General features: G+C 33.2%; 3 protein-coding genes. All 3 read right to left on the bottom strand.

Translation table 11 applies throughout. The features are described from left to right. Window positions 1–117 precede the first annotated feature (117 nt). Window positions 118–519 carry a sugar transferase gene (locus ACTNES_RS20495; RefSeq protein ID WP_441040538.1) on the bottom strand — a complete coding sequence of 134 codons (402 nt, stop codon included), beginning with the start codon at window positions 517–519 and terminating at the stop codon, window positions 118–120. Between the two features lie 47 nt (window positions 520–566). After that, window positions 567–1,418: a hypothetical protein gene (locus ACTNES_RS20490; RefSeq protein ID WP_441040537.1), complete on the bottom strand. Its 852-nt coding sequence runs from the start codon at window positions 1,416–1,418 to the stop codon at window positions 567–569. Between the two features lie 76 nt (window positions 1,419–1,494). After that, the coding region (locus ACTNES_RS20485) for a Coenzyme F420 hydrogenase/dehydrogenase, beta subunit C-terminal domain (RefSeq protein WP_441040536.1) at window positions 1,495–2,320 on the bottom strand (826 nt) is incomplete at its 5' end.

The raw sequence follows: 2,320 nt of genomic DNA, 5'->3' as shown, positions 1-2,320 counted from the left end.
AAATCATAGATCGGTACCTGCCGTGGTCGCCAGAGCTACCAGATACCTGCAGGCTTAAAATACGAAATAAAAAGTGCTTCAAATGAATCTGTAGTGAGTATAACAAAAAAAATTCTGTTATGCACTACGCCTTCTTTTGAAGCACTTACAGTCAAATTGGTTCCAGAGGGCGGGCCTCGGCCCTATAACCGCCATATCCCCGATAAGAATATTAAAGAGCTGCGGCAATTCATCCAGCGATGTTTTCCGGAGAAAATGGCCCACTTTCGTAATATATTGATCGGGATTTTCCAACATATGCGTTGGCATATCATGGGGCGTATCAATCCGCATAGTGCGGAATTTCAAAATTTGAAAATGTTTTTTATGTATTCCTACTCGCTTCTGCTTAAAAAATACCGGTCCGGGCGAGTCTATTTTAATCGCAATAATAAGTATAATATACAGCCATGAGAGACAAATGATCCCACATAGCGACATGATAATTGCTATAATTCGTTTAATTTTATTTCTGTACATGGCATATGTGTTCCTTCCCATTAACAGTAGATTTCTATATTAAAATATCAAATTATTGGATATAAGTTAAAATCATCTTTAATTTTTTTCCCTTTATATTTATACTGTAGCAAATTTAATGACTTAATAAAAATGCCAAAGTGGAGTCTATCATTATTATTCACTTTTCTCCCTCCCCAATTAGATACTTGTGAAGCATTTTCTCCTGTATTTCTGTTATATATAACTGCCCTCCATTTTATTTCCTTAAATGGTCTTCCTATTTGCTTGTATTTATCTGCTAGAACATGGTGATCCCATCGAATGGGGTATCTTTTATTTAAAATTGATGCAACGTCTTTTGACATTGCGAGCGATGAATCAAATGGCATAGTTTCTGGACAATCATCTAAAAACAAGCGCAAACAATTACAACTTCCGCAAAATTTATATATGTCGTTATATCTAACCAAACATTTCTTTTCATCACCATAGTTAACAAATCCATTTTTAATATAAAACCCATTCTCATTTGGATATTGTTCTATAAATCCAACTAAATCCCTATGTATTAAATCATCATCATCAACAGGCATAACATAAATTCCTGTTTCTGGATTTTGAGATTCAAGTAAATATTCTCTAACACGAACACAAATTCTTAATAATTTCCAATATTTATTTCTTGCAATTTCTAACCACGTCTTTGGTTTTTCTAATTTACACTCGATAAACTCAACTCTATCATCATAATAGTTTTTATTCAGGAACTCTGGTCTATCATCTCCGCATAATATAATTTTAAAATTTTTGTTATTATTTTGATAAATGGAATCTACTGTTCTTCGAGTTCGCATGCAACAATTGTTCCAGTTTTTCGCCATACATTTTGCTCTTAAAGGAATTGCAAATATTACCACTTTCTCATCCACCTTCTAACTTTTTATTCTTTCAATATAAGATATTATAGTTTCCAATTGATTTAACATGCATTCCTTATCCATGTAGAATTTGAATAATCCTTTTTATAAAAGCTAACCCAGATCTTTGATTTGTATTCTGTAATGAAGATGATGCCCTAATTTCTTCCTGGTTGATTATTTCTGTAATTTTTCCTTTTGCATCAAATCCATTCTGCACAATTTCATTTAACACTTTGTCCCTACTCGGCTGTGAAGAAGAAGATTTTAACAAAGAAGTATTCATCATAGTGGCTTGAGCCAGTGTTACCTGATTGTATCGTAAGTTATCAGCGGCACTTTTTAATAGCTTTTCCCCATTATCTGAATGCGTCAATACTAATGAGGTTCCTTTGTTATCATCCATGTCAGGAATAATATCCCATATTCCCCAGAAATCACCTAACGTAATATCTGCGACACGATTATATCCTTTAAAATGACAGTCGCTACATGATCTTCGTAAAATATAATTCTTCACAAAAAGATTCATAAATAAATCCTCATTATTTCGACAAAGATAACGTTTTCTCCCAGGATATGCAAATTCAACTTTATATGAATAATGACTCCATCCGCTTTCTTTATTACGCAAGTTTATATATTCAGGTGCATTACTGTTATCATCAATTCGTGCTCGAAATTCTACATATTTCCTCCAAACTAATGGTGACGGGACTCCATGACATACAAAATCAATACAGAATAAATTATTATAATCTCTCTTCAAAAAAGCTTTTAATCCACCAATTTGACATGGTGTCCCTGAAAAAAGCACCTGTCTATCGGTATCCAGTCGCATCTTTATTGTTTGAAAGATCGTTGACAAATCACTTTGTGAATATTTAGCTCCACGCAATTTC

The sequence above is a fragment of the Blautia sp. HCP3S3_D9 genome (genome assembly GCF_052063845.1).
In the GTDB taxonomy this organism is placed as follows: domain Bacteria; phylum Bacillota; class Clostridia; order Lachnospirales; family Lachnospiraceae; genus Blautia_A.
Note: the sequence above shows the minus strand (reverse complement) of the source record. Positions and strands in the feature narration are given on the sequence as shown.

Coding starts and splice junctions, on each gene's coding strand:
- ACTNES_RS20495 (WP_441040538.1), bottom strand. CDS start 519: ATGTACAGAAATAAAATTAAACGAATTATAGCAATTATCATGTCGCTA.